General features: G+C 73.4%; 11 protein-coding genes and 1 riboswitch. Of the genes, 6 read left to right on the top strand and 5 right to left on the bottom strand.

From position 1 onward, the window contains the following. The first annotated feature begins 24 nt into the window (after positions 1-24). Entirely contained in the window at positions 25-1,302 is a 1,278-nt protein-coding gene (locus ACFXHB_RS31895; protein WP_380578163.1) for an MFS transporter, read from the top strand. Positions 1,303-1,403: 101 nt separating this feature from the next. Then, positions 1,404-1,937, top strand: coding sequence for an HAD domain-containing protein (locus tag ACFXHB_RS31890; protein WP_380578162.1), 534 nt, complete (start codon positions 1,404-1,406; stop codon positions 1,935-1,937). Here the strand turns inward: ACFXHB_RS31890 and ACFXHB_RS31885 are convergent. Together ACFXHB_RS31885 and ACFXHB_RS31880 are read right to left on the bottom strand one after the other, a co-directional pair. Then, complete coding sequence (locus ACFXHB_RS31885; RefSeq protein ID WP_380578161.1) at positions 1,915-2,703, bottom strand: CPBP family intramembrane glutamic endopeptidase; 789 nt, start codon at positions 2,701-2,703, stop codon at positions 1,915-1,917. The genes ACFXHB_RS31890 and ACFXHB_RS31885 overlap by 23 nt on opposite strands. 145 nt (positions 2,704-2,848) lie before the next feature. Continuing rightward, the gene (locus ACFXHB_RS31880) at positions 2,849-4,354 is read right to left on the bottom strand and encodes a glutamate--cysteine ligase (protein ID WP_380578160.1); all 1,506 of its coding nucleotides are present in this window, start codon (positions 4,352-4,354) and stop codon (positions 2,849-2,851) included. A gap of 366 nt (positions 4,355-4,720) precedes the next feature. On the opposite strand from ACFXHB_RS31880, the gene ACFXHB_RS31875 reads away from it, so the two are divergent. Both ACFXHB_RS31875 and ACFXHB_RS31870 read left to right on the top strand, forming a co-directional pair. Beyond that, the gene (locus ACFXHB_RS31875) at positions 4,721-5,293 is read left to right on the top strand and encodes a hypothetical protein (protein ID WP_380578159.1); all 573 of its coding nucleotides are present in this window, start codon (positions 4,721-4,723) and stop codon (positions 5,291-5,293) included. Positions 5,294-5,653: 360 nt separating this feature from the next. Beyond that, positions 5,654-5,845, top strand: a complete 192-nt coding sequence (locus ACFXHB_RS31870; RefSeq protein WP_329490880.1) for a DUF5999 family protein — start codon at positions 5,654-5,656, stop codon at positions 5,843-5,845. Positions 5,846-5,940: 95 nt separating this feature from the next. Here the strand turns inward: ACFXHB_RS31870 and gcvP are convergent, their stop codons facing one another. Further along, the gene (gcvP, locus tag ACFXHB_RS31865; protein WP_380578158.1) at positions 5,941-8,841 is read right to left on the bottom strand and encodes an aminomethyl-transferring glycine dehydrogenase; all 2,901 of its coding nucleotides are present in this window, start codon (positions 8,839-8,841) and stop codon (positions 5,941-5,943) included. Positions 8,842-9,080: 239 nt separating this feature from the next. After that, positions 9,081-9,184: riboswitch (glycine riboswitch) on the bottom strand. Positions 9,185-9,407: 223 nt separating this feature from the next. Here gcvP and ACFXHB_RS31860 point away from each other — a divergent pair. After that, positions 9,408-10,706 carry a DUF2382 domain-containing protein gene (locus tag ACFXHB_RS31860; protein WP_380578157.1) on the top strand — a complete coding sequence of 433 codons (1,299 nt, stop codon included), beginning with the start codon at positions 9,408-9,410 and terminating at the stop codon, positions 10,704-10,706. A 142-nt stretch (positions 10,707-10,848) separates the two neighbouring features. Next, complete coding sequence (locus ACFXHB_RS31855; RefSeq protein ID WP_380578156.1) at positions 10,849-12,336, top strand: MFS transporter; 1,488 nt, start codon at positions 10,849-10,851, stop codon at positions 12,334-12,336. 142 nt (positions 12,337-12,478) lie between these two features. Here the strand turns inward: ACFXHB_RS31855 and ACFXHB_RS31850 are convergent, their stop codons facing one another. Continuing rightward, on the bottom strand, positions 12,479-13,897 hold the full coding sequence (locus ACFXHB_RS31850; protein ID WP_380578155.1) for a DNA polymerase IV: 1,419 nt from the start codon (positions 13,895-13,897) through the stop codon (positions 12,479-12,481). A 52-nt stretch (positions 13,898-13,949) separates the two neighbouring features. Next, a complete protein-coding gene (locus ACFXHB_RS31845) occupies positions 13,950-14,708 on the bottom strand; it encodes a vancomycin high temperature exclusion protein (protein WP_380578190.1) in 759 nt (252 codons plus the stop codon). Positions 14,709-14,740 lie beyond the last annotated feature (32 nt).

Here is a 14,740-nt window from a genome sequence, read left to right as displayed (position 1 = left end):
CGCCTCCCCCGGCATAGTCGCCGGGTGCAGAGCCAACCCCCGCCCCCGCGCCGACGCCGGTTCCCCTGGGCCGGGCGCAACTTCCGCATCCAGACCGCCGCCACCGTCGTCAGCGGCCTCGGCAACGCGGGGGCTCCGATCGCCACCGCCTTCGCTGTCATCGAGGGCGGCGGCTCCACCACCGAGGTCGGCTACGTCACCGCCGCCCGGCTGGTCCCGGTGGTCCTGCTGCTGATGATCGGCGGCGCGCTCGCCGACCGGCTGCCGCGCCACCACGTGATGGTCGCCGCCAATCTGTTCAGCGCCGTCTCGCAGGCCGTGCTGGCCGCGCTGGTCCTGACGGGCCAGGCGCAGCTCTGGCAGTTGATGGTGCTCTCCGCGGCCGGCGGGGCCGGTCACGCCTTCTACGCCCCCGCCTCCGAAGGCATGATCATGCAGAGCGTGGCCGCCGAGCACGCCGGCCGGGCGTTCTCGGTCTTCCGGCTGGCGCTCAACTCCGCCCAGATCGGCGGCATGGCGCTCGGCGGCGCCCTGACCGCCGCCGTCGTCCCCGGCTGGGTGCTCGCGGTGGACGCCGGCTGCTTCCTGGTCGCCGCCGCACTGCGCCTCTTCCTGGAGGCCGAGCCCGCCGCCCCCGCCGGGGCCGGCGGCGGGATGCTCCGCGACCTGCGCGAGGGCTGGCAGGAGTTCGCCTCCCGTCGCTGGCTCTGGGTGATCGTGCTCCAGTTCGCCGTACTGATGGCCTGTATCACCGCCGTGGACGCGGTGTACGGGCCGATCGTCGCCGAGCAGCGGCTGGGGGGCGCCCGGGACTGGGGCCTGGCGCTCGCCGCGCACGGGACCGGCCTGGTGGTGACCGGACTCGTGATGGTCCGCTGGCAGCCCCGCCGGATCCTGCTGGTCGGCAACTGGGGCGTCTTCCTCTTCGGTGTGCCGGCCCTGGCCCTCGCGCTGGCCGCGCCGCTGCCGGTGCTGGTCGTGGCGATGTTCCTGTCCGGCGCCGGGGTCACCGTGTTCGGCGTGAACTGGATGATCGCGCTGCAGCAGGAGATCCCGGTCGAGATGTTCTCCCGGGTCTGCGCGTACGACCATCTCGGCTCACTGTCGCTGGCCCCGGTCGGCACCGCGCTGGCCGGACCGGCCGCGGCCGCGCTGGGGCTCTCCGGCGCGCTCTGGGCCTGTGCGGCGCTCTGCCTGCTCCTCAGCGCCGTCGTCCTGCTGGAGCCTCAGGTCCGGCGGCTCTCCCGGCGCTCCGCCGTCGGCTCCGCGCCGCCGCTCGGCGAACCCGCCGCCGCCCGCTGAGCACCCCGTGCGCCCCCTGCGTGCGCCCTCCGGTGGGCAACCACCGCCGGGCGCCGCTCGTCCCACCAGGTGACGACGAGGTCCTACCTGGGGGGCGCCCGGTGCCGAAGCCACTGCTGTTCCTGGATGTCGACGGGGTGCTCAACCCGGTCTGCCCGAGACCCGAGGCCGGGTTCGACGTGCACACCCTGCTCGGCTACAGCGTGCTGCTCTCCGCCCGGCACGGCGCCTGGCTGCGCGAGCTGGCCGGCGCGTACGAACTGGTCTGGGCCACCACCTGGGAGGAGGACGCCAACACCCACATCGCCCCGGCGATCGGGCTGCCCCGGCTGCCGGTGGTCCGCTTCGCGGGCTACGTCCCGCGGCCCGGCGACCCCAGGGTCCCGCTGATGGAACTGTTCTCCGCCCACAAGTGGGCCCCGCTGCTGCGGTACGCCGCCGGCCGGCCGTTCGCCTGGATCGACGACGTCATCCCGGCCCGGCTGGTCCGCAACGCGCTCTGGCGCCGTGACCGCCTCCTGCTGCCGATCGACCCCGGCCAGGGCCTGGAGCGCCGGCACGTGGACCGCCTGCTCGGCCGGCCGCCGCGGGCGCTGGCCGTCCGGCCACCGGTCAGCCGGTGGGCAGCCAGCTGACGTGACCGGCCAGCAGCGCGTACCCGACGAAGGCCACCGTGTCGATCAGCGCGTGGGCCACCACCAGGGGCATCACCCGCCCCCAACGCCGGTACAGCAGGCAGAACACCGCGCCCATCACCATGTTGCCGACCAGCCCGCCCACCCCCTGGTACAGGTGGTACGACCCCCGCAGCACCGAGCTGGCCACCAGCGCGGCCGGCCACGACCAGCCCAGCTGCCCGAGCCTGCGCAGCAGGTAGCCGAGGACGACGACCTCCTCCAGGACGGCGTTCTGCCAGGCGGACGCCACCAGGACCGGGATGCGCCACCAGACGTCGGGCAGGCCGGAGGGCGCCACGGTCAGGTTGTAGCCGGCCGCCTGCGAGGCCAGGTAGAGCGCCAGCCCGGTGCCGCCGATCGCGGCCGCGACGGCGGCGCCCCGGCCGAGGTCGCGCGCCTTCTGTCCGAGGTCGAAGCCGAGCACCCGCAGCGAGCTGCCCTCGCGCACCAGCAGGTAGCCGACCAGCACCACCGGCATCAGTCCGCGCGCGACGTAGTAGAGCTGCCAGGCGAGGTCGAGCCAGGGCCGGCCCGGCGCGCGCGAGGAGTTGAGGGTGGCCACCTGCTTGCCGAGTTCGAGGGTCTCGGTCAGTGAGCCGGTGAAGCTGATCAGCGCGCCGATGCCGCTCGCCCCGAGGGAGAGACCGAGGACGATCAGCAGTTCCACGCCGAGCAGCCGGCGCGTGGGCCGCGCGGTCGCCGGTTCGGTCGGGGCGGTGGTCACGGGATGCTCCAGCGGTCCGGCGTCGCTCCGGCCGTCGGCCGACCGCCGGAGCGGTCATCCTTCCACAGCGGCCGGCAGCCGCCCCGCCGGGCACGGCCTCACCTCGGACCGCGCCGGCCCCGACCGGGCTTCGCGGGCGGCCCCGCTACCCGACCGGCCAGGTGTGCACGGGCTCGCCCGTCCGCATGTACTCGATGTAGCGCCGGGTCATCGCGGCCAGCGCGGCCGGCCGGTCCATCCCGAACTGCTCGCGCAAGCGGTGGAAGGTGGCGCTCTGCCAGGAGGCACCGTTGACCCGGCGCAGACAGCGCTGCTCGATGATGCCGAGGTAGCGGTCCCGGTCGGCCGGCTCCACACCCCACTCGTCCAGCCCCTGGTGCGCCATCGGGAGCAGCTCGTTCAGCACCAGGTCGACCGCGGGCAGGGTGGTCAGCCCCCCGCCGCGGCCGGCCCGGCCGTGCCGGGGCCACTGGAAGACGGCGTCGAGGCCGTACCGGGCGGCCTGCTGGAAGTTCTCGTCGGCCCGCTCGAACGGCAGCCTGGTCCAGATCGGCCGCGACTGCTCGGCGAGCACCCGGACGAGCCCGTAGTAGAAGGCCGCGTTGGCCAGCGTGTCGGCGACGGTCGGGCCGGCCGGCAGCGCGCGGTTCTCCACCCGCAGGTGCGGCACGCCGCCGCTGACGTCGTACACCGGGCGGTTCCACCGGTAGATGGTCCCGTTGTGCAGCCGCATCTCGGCCAGCCGCGGCACTCCGCCGGAGGCGAGCACCTTCACCGGGTCCTCGTCGTCGCAGATCGGCAGCAGCGCCGGGAAGTACCGCAGGTTCTCCTCGAAGAGGTCGTACGCCGAGTCCACCCAGCGCTCACCGAACCAGGTGATCGGGCGGACGCCCTGGGCCTTGAGCTCCGCCGAACGGGTGTCGCAGGCCTGCTGGAAGAGCACCGGCCGGGTCTCCCGCCACAGCTCCCGCCCGAACAGGAACGGCGAGTTGGCACCGAGCGCCAGCTGCGGGCCGCAGATCGCCTGGGCGGCGTTCCAGACCGAGGAGAACCGCTCCGGGGTGACCTGCAGGTGCAGTTGCAGCGAGGTCGCGGCGGCCTCCGCGACCATGGTGATCGACTCCAGCTGGAGGTGCTCGACGCCCTCGATGTCCAGCGTGATGTCCTCGCCCCGGGCGGCCAGGATCTGGTCGCTGAGCAGGTTGTACCGCTGGTTGTGGGACATCGCGTCCAGCCCCGTGTGGTCGTGCTCCAGGGTCGGCAGGATGCCCACCATCACGATCCGCGCGCCGGCCTCGGCGGCCCGCCGGTCGGCGTAGCGCAGTCCGGTGTCGATCTCCTCGCGCAGTTCCTCGAAGACGTGGCCGCAGAGCCGGTGCGGGGCGATGTTGACCTCGATGTTGAACCGGCCGAGCTCGGTCTGGAAGTCGCTGGAGCCGATCGCGCTGAGCACCTGGGCGTTGCGCATCACCGGCAGGCCCTGTTCGTCGGCCAGGTTGAGCTCGATCTCCAGGCCCATCACGGCCCGCGGCCGGTCGAAACGGTCCTCGCGCAGCATCCGCCCCAACGCGTCCTGGCAGGACTGGAGCTTGCGACGGTACAGCTGCCGGTCCGACAGGTCCGCCCGCGTCGCCACGACCTTCTCGCCCATGGTCCCCTCCTCCTGAGCGGCCGGTCGACCGACCGTGCAAGCATCATGCCCACCCCGAAGATCGATACCCGATTGCTTCGAACGGCTTGCAATGCAAGGGAACTGATGGTCTTTCAGCACATCCGTCGACTTGCCCGGCGCCACCGCCTGTGATAAACAGGTCACCCTGTGCACCTGTTCGATAGAATTCGCACTGCGCCAAGGCCGGCCCGCTGCCGCTCCGAAACCCTCGTCGACGGCAGCGGCGGCGCCCGCACCGCGATCATGCACAACCGGACACGGCCAGGTTCCGTCACCGACGACACACCGCGCCATGCCGGTATGCCGCACTCGCACGCCGATCTCGCACGGAGAGGCGACCCCGCCATGACTTTGCAGACTCCCCAGCCCCCGCCCAGCGCCCTGCGCGCGGTCCTGGCCGCGCTCGACTCGGAGACCGCGCTGCGCCAGCCCGCCGCCGCCGCGCTGCGTCATCCGACCGGCCCGCTGCTGCCCGCGCACCCGCTCGCGGTCCACGTCCTGGACGGTCCGCGCCCCGAGCTCGGCGCCGCCCGGCGGACGGGCTGGCGCTTCCTGATCAAGGACGGCGCCGACGTGGCCGCCGCGGCCGAGGTGGTGCAGGGCGTCGAGGGCCACGCCTTCTCCCACTTCACCGCCGGGCCGTACCTGGACTCCACCGTCCGGGCGCTGCGCCAGGCCTGGCAGCTCGCCCAGACCTCACGGGCGCGTCAGCAGCCCCGGCTGCTCACCTTCCCGGGCCAGTACGCCACCGCGCTCTGGCTGCACAGCCCGGACGCCGGCCCGGACGCGGACCAGCTGATCCCGCTGGCCCCGGCCCCGCTGGGCGTCACGGCGCACCGTGCCTACCCCGCCGCCGATCTGCTGCCGCTGCTCACCCGGGCTCCGCTCGCCAGGCCACTGCTGCTCGGCTCCTCCTGACCGCTCCCCCGTCACCTCCGTCACCCCCGCTCCGCCCGTACCCACCCGGACGGGTCATGGGGCATGGCCGAGTCGGGTCAGCCGCCCACTGACCCGTCCGGTAGCGATTTCCGCCTGCCGCCACCCGAACGGGTGATCTCTGCTCGGTAGTTGTGGCGCATGTCACGAAAATGCTGCGCGAGCGGCCCCGGATGCCGACACTGGGAACCAGCGTGGAAGGACCACCTGTCCTACCCACTTGAGCGTCGGCCCACACCTGGCCCGGCGCCGGACAGGATCCGACTACCGCGGCGGCTCCCGCCGGTCACCCGGCGGCGCCGCATCACGGGGAGGATCGCCAAGCGAAGCGAGGGTACGCGTATGTGCCAGCACCGTCCTGAGTGCCCGTCGGCGGAGTCCGAGGACCGCGAGGCGGCCGTACCGGTGGCCTGCCACCCGGAGCAGGGCTGGAGCCTGCTCTGCAACGGGGTCCTGGTCTTCGAGGACACCGGCGAACTGCTGCCGGACGGCCGGGTGATCGCTCCGCGCCGCCCCGTCGCCCACGCCGCCTGACCGGCCGGCGACGGGGGTCCGCCGAGCGACGCTGGACACCAACGGGCGGGGCCCCGGCGAACGTTCCGCCGGGGCCCCGCCGTTCCTCCACCCGCTCAGACGCCGTACTCGTCCAGCGGCGGGCAGGAGCAGACCAGGTTGCGGTCACCGTACGCGCCGTCGATCCGGCTGACCGGCGGCCAGTACTTGTCCGACGGGTTCACACCGGCGGGGAAGACCGCCTCCTGCCGCGAGTAGCCGTGCGCCCAGTCGCCGGCCAGCGTGGCGGCCGTGTGCGGGGCGTTGCGCAGCGGGTTGTCCTCGGCGGCCCACTCGCCCGAGCCGACCTTGTCGATCTCGGCGCGGATCTCGATCATCGCGTCGCAGAAGCGGTCGATCTCGTGCAGGTCCTCGGACTCGGTCGGCTCGATCATCAGGGTGCCGGCCACCGGGAACGACATCGTCGGCGCGTGGAACCCGTAGTCGATCAGGCGCTTGGCGATGTCGTCGACCGACACGCCCGTCTCCTTGGTGAGCGGGCGCAGGTCGATGATGCACTCGTGCGCGACCAGGCCGCCGGGGCCGGTGTACAGCACCGGGAAGTGCGGGGCCAGCCGCTTGGCGATGTAGTTGGCGTTCAGCACCGCCACCTGGGTGGCGCGCTTGAGGCCCTCGCCGCCCATCAGCCGGACGTACGCCCAGGAGATCGGCAGGATCGCCGCCGAGCCCCAGGGGGCGGCCGAGATCGGGCCGACGCCGGTGGCCGGGCCCGCCTCCGCCTGCAGCGGGTGGTTCGGCAGGTACGGCGCGAGGTGCGCGCGCACCGCCACCGGGCCGACGCCCGGGCCGCCGCCGCCGTGCGGGATGCAGAAGGTCTTGTGCAGGTTCAGGTGCGAGACGTCCGCGCCGAACTTGCCCGGCTTGGCGAGGCCGACCAGGGCGTTCAGGTTGGCACCGTCCACGTAGACCTGACCGCCGGCCTCGTGCACCAGGGCGCAGATGTCGGTGATCTGGGTCTCGTACACACCGTGGGTGGACGGGTAGGTGACCATCAGCACGGCGAGGCTCTCGCGGTGCTGCTCGATCTTCGCCCGGAGGTCCTCGACGTCCACGTCGCCGTCGACCAGGGTCTTGACCACGACCACCCGCATGCCGGCCATCACGGCGGAGGCCGCGTTGGTGCCGTGCGCGGAGGACGGGATCAGGCAGACGTCGCGCCGCGTGTCGCCGTTGGCGTGGTGGTAGGCGCGGACGGCCAGCAGGCCGGCCAGCTCGCCCTGGGAGCCGGCGTTCGGCTGGATCGAGACGGCGTCGTAGCCGGTCACCTCGACCAGCTGCTGCTCCAGCTGGCGGATCAGGGTGAGGTAGCCCTGGGCCTGCTCGATCGGCGCGAAGGGGTGCAGCTGGCCGAACTCCGGCCAGGTCACCGCCTCCATCTCGGTGGTCGCGTTGAGCTTCATGGTGCAGGAGCCCAGCGGGATCATGCCGCGGTCCAGCGCGTAGTCCCGGTCCGACAGGCGGCGCAGGTAGCGCAGCATGGCGGTCTCGGAGCGGTGGCTGTGGAAGACCGGGTGGGTGAGGTACTCGTCCTCGCGCAGCAGCGCGACCGGCAGCGCCTCGGCGTCCTCGGAGATCTCGACGCCCGCGACGCCGAACGCCGCCCAGACGCCCGCCAGGTGCTCGCGGGTGGTGGTCTCGTCGGTGGAGACCGAGATCCGGTCCTCGCCGTCCTGGTACACGTTGACGCCGTGCGCGCGGGCGGCCTCGGCGATCGCGGCGGCGCGACCGGGGACGACCGCGGTGACGGTGTCGAAGAACTCGCCGTGCAGCAGCTCGACGCCACCGGCGCGCAGGCCCTCGGCGAGGGCGGCGGCGTAGCGGTGGGTGCGGCGGGCGATGTCGGCCAAGCCGTCCGGGCCGTGGTAGACGGCGTACATCGAGGCCATCACGGCGAGCAACACCTGGGCGGTGCAGATGTTGCTGGTGGCCTTCTCGCGGCGGATGTGCTGCTCACGGGTCTGCAGGGCCAGCCGGTAGGCACGGTTGCCGTCGGCGTCGACGGAGACGCCGACCAGACGGCCGGGCAGCGAGCGGGCGTAGTCGGCGCGCACCGACAGGTAACCGGCGTGCGGGCCGCCGAAGCCCATCGGCACGCCGAAGCGCTGCGAGGTGCCGCAGGCGATGTCGGCGCCCAGGGAGCCGGGGGACTTCAGCAGGGTCAGCGCCAGCAGGTCGGCGGCGACGGCGACGATCGCGCCGAGGCCGTGGGCCTGCTCGATCACCGGGCCGAGGTCACGGACCACACCGGTGGCGCCCGGGTACTGGAGCAGCACGCCGAAGACGCCGCGCTCGACGATCTCGGCCGGGATGCCGGCGGAGAGGTCGGCGACGACGACCTCGACACCGGTCGGCTCGGCGCGGGTCCGGATCACCGCGACGGTCTGCGGCAGGGTCTCGACGTCGACCAGGAAGACGCCGCCCTTGACCTTGGTGACGCGGCGGGCCAGGGACATCGCCTCGGCGGCCGCGGTGCCCTCGTCCAGCAGCGAGGAGCCGGAGGTGGGCAGACCGGTCAGGTCGGAGACCACGGTCTGGAAGTTGATCAGCGCCTCCAGGCGGCCCTGCGAGATCTCCGGCTGGTACGGCGTGTACGCGGTGTACCAGGACGGGTTCTCCATGACGTTGCGCAGGATCACCGGCGGCGTGAAGGTGCCGTAGTAGCCCAGGCCGATCATCGGCTGGAGGACAGTGTTGCGGCCGGCCAGCTCGCGCAGCTCGGCGAGGACCTGGGCCTCGCTGCGGCCGGCGGGCAGGTCCAGGGCGGTGATCGAGCGGATCGCCTCGGGTACGGCGGTGGCGGCGAGCTCGTCCAGCGAGCCGTAGCCGACCTGGGCCAGCATCTTCTCCTGCGCCGCGGCGTCGGGGCCGATGTGGCGGTTCTCGAAGGGGCTGGCCTGCTCAAGCTCGGTGAGGGTCACGGGGGTGGTGGGGCGTCCCGCGTTCGGCTGGGCGTTCATGGTGGTCGAGGCCTCCTGGTCACGGACCGGCGGGGGTACGCACGCCGGACGGAACGGCCGCTGTGGAGGACAGCGGACAGACCTGGGCGGACGAACCCGACAGGCCTCCCCCTCTGTCATCGGGACCTGAGAGCTTCGCCCGCGCGGAGCGCTGTGGCGCCCCGCCGGCTTGCACCGTCGGTGAGGGTGGTGCCCGCCGGCTCCCTCGCCGGCAGTCCTGCCCTGCTTTCCAGAGTGACCTATCCCACACGGTACGGATGCCTGAGAGATTCCGGGGAGGAGTTGCTCCTTCGGCGCCCCGACCAGCGGTTTCCGCTCTCGGGGACTCTCCCGAGCGGGCTCGGCGGTCGCGCCCAGGGTACCAGCGGGAGGCCATCCGATCACGGGGGCGTCCGGTCACGGTACGGCCCGGCCCGTGACCCGTACGGCGCAGCACCGGGCCCGTCCGGCCTCGCCCCGGTCGCGCGTGTCCGCTTCATGGCTTTTGGTGTGAAGTGGCGGATGGGACGGGCGGGCCGGCCGCCGGCCTGCGGGCGTTCCGCAGGCGCAGCGCACTGGAGGAAAGAGTGCAGACCGATATCGACCCCCGAGACCTCATCGGCCACAAGGCGGTCGACCGCAACGGAGACAAGATCGGCACGGTCGACGAGGTGTACCTGGACGACGCCACCGGACAGCCCGAGTGGGCCGCCGTCCGGACCGGCATCTTCGGCCGGGACGCCTTCGTCCCCCTGACCACGAGCGAGTTCTCCGGCGAAGAACTGCGGGTGCCGTACGACAAGTCACTGGTGAAGGAGTCACCGGACTTCGGCGTGGGCCAGCACCTGTCACCCGCCCAGGAGCTCCAGCTCTACCGCTACTACGGGCTGGACACCCGGCTGGACGACCGGCCGTCGGCCGGCGACGGCTCCGGCTCCGAGCCGGCCGACCTGGACTTCGGGACCGTGCCGGCGGCAGCGGCGGGCACCGCGGCGGCCGCCGCCGTCGCCACGCCGAAGTCCGCGGAGCAGCCGGCCGTCGCGCCGGGGCCGGTGGACCGGCCGGCCGCCGCGGCCCCGGCCAAGCCGCTCGCCTTCCACTCGGCCGACAACGCCCCCACGTCCCCCACCGTCCCCCCGGCCGCCGACCTCGGCAAGCCGTCCGAACCCGCCACGGAGGCCAACGTGCGCACCCTGAGCGCGACCGCGCCCGCCGCCCCCTCGACACCCACCGCACCGGAGCAGCGCCCGTCGGCGGCTCCGCTCGTCGCCGGCCACGAGGGCGCCGCCGCGTCGGCGCCCTCGGTCGCGACGCCGGGCACCACCGGTCCGGCCTCGTCGGCGCCCAACGGTCCGGTGGAGATCACCTGCCGCGAGGAGCGGCTGGACATCACCACCGAGTGGCACGTGCTGGGCACCGCGAAGCTGCGCAAGTACGTGACCAGTGAGGCGGTGGAGCGCCGGGTGCCGGTGGTCCGCGAGCGGGTCCGGGTGGAGCGGATGCCGGTCGGCGAGGCCGAGCGGGCCTCGCTGAGCGACAAGGACATCGCCGAGGCGGTGGAGGAGGTCACCCTGCGCGAGGAGCGGCCGGTCGTCCGCAAGTACCTGGCCCCGATCGAGCGGGTCCGCCTGGTGGTCGAGCGCTACACCGCGGAGGAGGTGATCCGGGACGAGTTGCGGCGCGAGCACGTCGAGGTGCACGACAACACCGCGGCCGCCTCGACCCCGGCCCCCTCGTCCGCGCACGCCCCGGCCGCCGCCCACCCGGGGGGCGGCGAGCACGCGAACGCCGGCGAGCGGCCGGGGACCGGCGAGCGCTTCGCCAACGGCGAGCACGCGGGTGCCGGCGAATCGTCCCGACCGGCCCCGCTGAGGCCGCTCGCCTGACGGCGGGACACGGGGACCCCGGACCTCCACGGTCCGGGGTCCTTCGACTTTGCCAAAGCTTCACCAATCGATATTTGACACAATGAAGTATCTCCCTGCATGGTTACTTCAGTTCATTCACTATGTACGGGAGGAAGCAACCGTGAGTGAGGCACCACAGCCCACCACCGCGGCCGAGAAGCAGAGCAGCGCCCGGGTCCTGCCGGCCCTCATCCTGGCGATGCTGTCGTTCAGCGTGGTGCAGACCGCGGTCGTTCCGATCCTGCCCTCGCTGGCCAAGGAGCTCAGCGTCTCGGGCTCCAGCATCACCTGGCTGATGACGGCCAACCTGCTCTCGGCCGCCGTGCTGACCCCCCTGCTGGGCCGCTTCGGCGACCTGCGCGGCCGCAAGCCGATGCTGCTGATCTCGCTGGCCGGCCTGGTCGCCGGCTCGGCGCTCGCGGTCAGCACCCACTCCTTCACCTGGCTGGTCGTCGCCCGCGTCCTCCAGGGCGCCGGCGGTGGCGTGCTGCCGCTGGCGATCAGCATCGTCCGCGACGAGCTGCCGAAGCAGAAGGTCACCGGCGGCGTCGCCGCCATCAGTGCCTCGATGGGCGTCGGCAGCGGCCTCGGCCTGGTCGCCACCGGTCTGCTGCTGGAGCACTGGAGCTACAAGTCGATCTTCTGGATGGGCCTGTTCTTCGGCCTGCTGGCGGTCGCCCTGGTCGCCTTCCGGGTGCCCAGCGACCCGGTGACCGACAAGGAGGGCGGGGCCGACCCGCTCGGCGCGATCACGCTGGCCGGCTGGCTCTCCGCCCTGCTGGTCGCGGTCAGCCAGGGCAACACCTGGGGCTGGACCTCCACCAAGACGCTCGGCCTGTTCGCCGTCGCCGCCGTGGTCGCCCTGGTCTGGGGCGTCATCGAGGTCAAGGTCAAGCACCCGCTGGTCGACATGAAGATGATGTCCCGTCCGGCCGTCGCCTTCACCAACCTCGCCGGCCTGCTGATCGGCTTCGGGATGTACGGCTCGTTCATGGTGATCAGCAACTTCGCCCAGACCCCGGAGAAGTTCGCCCACTACGGCTTCACCGCCACCGTGCTGCACGCCGGTGTCATGCTGCTGCCATCCGCCCTCGGCTCGATGGTCGCCGCCCCGGTCGGCGCCCTGCTGATCGCCCGCCGCGGCCCCCGCCTGCCGCTCGTCCTCGGTGGCGTCCTCGGCGCCGTCGCGATGGCCTACCTGGCCGTGCGCCACAGCCACGAGGCCGACATCTACACCGCCTCGGCGATCTTCGGTCTGGGTATCGGCCTCGCCTTCTCGGCGATGCCGGCCTACATCAACGGCGCCGTCCCGGTCGAGCAGAGCGGCATCGCCAACGGGATGAACGCCGTGCTGCGCACCGTCGGTGGTGCGATCGGCACCGCCGTGATGGCCGCGATCCTCACCGGCGACACCATGAAGCTGCCGATCCCGATCGCGCTGCCCACCCTGGACGCCTACAAGCACGCGTTCTGGGTCGCCGCCGCGGTCTGCGCGGTCGCCGCGGTCGTCCCCTTCCTGATCCGCGGCGTCAAGCCCGCCGTCACCGTCGCCGACGGCAACGCGACGGCGAACCTCTCCGGCCCCGAGCTGGTCAAGACCGACGCCTGACGAGGCGTCCGCCCCCCGCGCCCAGGGACAGGGCGCGGGGGACCGGGTTCCGAACGGTCGACGAGGGCATCGCGACCACCGGCGGCCCGGCACCGCACGCGGCCCCACCCGGCACCCCCTGCCGGGTGGGGCCGCTTCGCGTTCAGCCCCCCGCCGGCCCGCCGCCCCCGGGCCCGGCCTCTCCCCCGGGCCCGACGCCGTCCCCACCCAGCGGCAGCGGACGCGCCGGTTCCAACGCCGGGTCCTCGACCGCGAAGGTCCGCACCCGGCCCGGCCCGCTCCACGGCGTCTCGAACCGCACCGTCACCCGGCCGACGCCACTGCCCTGCACCCACCCGGGTCCGAGCTCGTCGTGCCGTACGTCCTGTCCGGGCATCCAGTGCCTCGCGGCGGGCACCTCGGGCTCCTGGTCCCCGGCCTCGCTCTCGGCCTCGACCGCCCCCGGCTCCCCCGGCTCCTCCCGGACGGACTGCGCGAAGAGGTCCTCCTGGGTGTAGTCCGCGAGTTGCGAGACCCCTACACCGAGCAGCCGCACACCACCGGTGATGTCCACCTGGGAGGCCAGCCGGTGGGCCGTCTCGACGATCACCGCCTCCTCGTCCGTCGGCCCGCGCAAGGTCTCCGAACGGGTCAGCGTGGAGAAGTCGAACCGCCGCACCTTCAGCACCACCGTGCGCCCCGACCGGCCGGTGGCCCGCAGCCGCCGTACGCACCGCGCGGCCAGCACGTCCACCTCGCGCAGCACCCGGTCCCGGTCCGCGAGGTCCACCTCGAAGGTGTCCTCGACCGACACCGACTTGGCGTCCTGGTCGGCGACCACGGGCCGCTCGTCCAGCCCGGTCGACATCTGGTGGACACCGGCGCCGTGCGCCTTCCCCAACAGTTGCACCAGCTCGGCCTCCCCCGCCTCGGCGAGATCCGCCACCGTGGTCAGGCCCGCCCGGCGCAGCATCTGCTCGGTGGCCGGGCCGATGCCCGGCAGCGCCCGGACCGGCATCGGGCCCAGCACCGCCCGCTCCTGGCCCGGTTCGATCAGCACCAGCCCGTCCGGCTTGGCCTGCTCCGAGGCGATCTTGGCCATCAGCTTGGACCCGGCCGCCCCGACCGAGGCGGTCAGCCCGGTGCGCCGGTGGATGTCCGCCCGGAGGTCCTCCGCGAGGGCCAGCACCAGCCGCTCGCCCGTCCCGTGGTCCGCCGCCGCCAGCGCCGGCCCGTACGGACCCGCCTCCAGGTCCACGAAGGCCTCGTCCAGGCTGAGCGGCTGCACCAACGGCGACAGCTCCCGCAACAGGCCCATCACCAGCTCGCTCACCGCCCGGTAGGCCTCGAAGCGGCCGGACAGGAAGGCCGCGTTCGGGCAGAGCCGACGCGCCTGCGCCATCGGCATCGCCGAGTGCACCCCGAACTTCCGCGCCTCGTACGAGGCCGTGGAGACCACCCCGCGGCCGCCCAGGCCGCCCACGATCACCGGCTTCCCGCGCAGGCTCGGCTTGGCCGCCTGCTCCACCGCCGCGAAGAAGGCGTCCATGTCGAGGTGGATGATGCTCGGCAGTGACCGCACCCGCCGATCATGCCGCACGGGTCCGACAGCGCGGCCGAAGCCGGCCTCCGGCTCAGCCCCGCGCCGTACCCGCGTCGGCCAGCGCCTTGGGGATGCCGTCCTCCCGGGGCCCGAGGAAGAGCGGGTCCGGCCGCAGCCAGGCGTTCAGCGCCGCCTTGCCCGCGCCGGGGATCTCCCGCAGCCCGCCGTACAGCCAGGTGACGTCGTGCCGTTCCGGCACGCCGACCGCGTACGCGTCGATACCGGCCGCCCGGCAGAGCGCCAGCGCCCGCCGGACGTGGAAGTCCTGGCTGACCAGCACCGCCCGGTCGACGCCGAACACCCGGTGCGCCCGGGTGCAGGAGTCCCAGGTGTCGAAGCCCGCGTAGTCGCCCACCACCCGGACCTGCGGCACCCCCTGGTCGATCAGGTACTGCCGCATCGCGTCGGTCTCGTCGTAGCTGTCCCGCCCGTTGTCCCCGGTGACCAGGATCGCCTGGACCTTACGCTCCCGGTACAGGTCGACCGCCGCGTCCAGCCGGTGTGCCAGGTACGGCGACGGCCTGCCCTCGAAGAGTCCCGCGCCGAACACCACCGCCACCGGCGCGTTCGGCGCGCTCGCCACGGTGCCCACCCCGCCCCCCGCCGAGAGCCACAGCCAGGCACTCGGCGCCAGGGCCAGGGAGCAGCAGACGGTGGCGAGTTGGAAGACCCTGCGCTGGGCGCGCCGGCGGCGCAGCCGAACGCCGAGCCGCAGCGCCCGCCGCCGCAACAGGCCGGGTATCCCGGAGCCGAACCGCACATGCCCTCCCCTGATCGATCCACCAAGCATGACGAGGCCGCGGGCCCGGACGGTTCCCCGTC

The sequence above is a fragment of the Kitasatospora sp. NPDC059327 genome, assembly GCF_042752535.1.
In the GTDB taxonomy this organism is placed as follows: Bacteria; Actinomycetota; Actinomycetes; order Streptomycetales; family Streptomycetaceae; genus Kitasatospora.
Note: the sequence above shows the minus strand (reverse complement) of the source record. Positions and strands in the feature narration are given on the sequence as shown.